This window comes from Leifsonia sp. HAY1-4F (assembly GCF_056755275.1).
This window is the reverse complement of the sequence record NZ_JBNDHX010000352.1, coordinates 1-262: the sequence shown is the minus strand read 5'-3', so window position 1 is coordinate 262 and position 262 is coordinate 1. Positions and strand designations below refer to the sequence as shown.

Here is a 262-nt window from a genome sequence, read left to right as displayed (position 1 = left end):
GCCTCCCCGGCCAGCTCGACGACAACGGCGCCACCCCGGAGGTCGTTTTTCAGCTCCTCCGGGGTCCCGCCGGCGACGACGCGACCGTGGTCGACGATCACGAGACGGTCCGCCAGGCGGTCGGCCTCGTCCAGTTAATGCGTCGTGATCAGGGCCGTGAGGTTCTCGGCGGTGGTCATCCTCTCGAGTTCCAGCCAGAGCTCGGCGCGCGCCTCGGGGTCTAGACCCGTCGTGGGCTCGTCGAGGAAGAGCACCTGCGGAC

1 protein-coding gene is annotated in these 262 nt (G+C 69.5%); it reads right to left on the bottom strand.

Translation table 11 applies throughout. From position 1 onward, the window contains the following. Window positions 1-134: 134 nt before the first annotated feature. Window positions 135-254, bottom strand: coding sequence for a hypothetical protein (locus tag ACPYOG_RS19800; protein ID WP_481295824.1), 120 nt, complete (start codon window positions 252-254; stop codon window positions 135-137). Window positions 255-262: the final 8 nt, after the last annotated feature.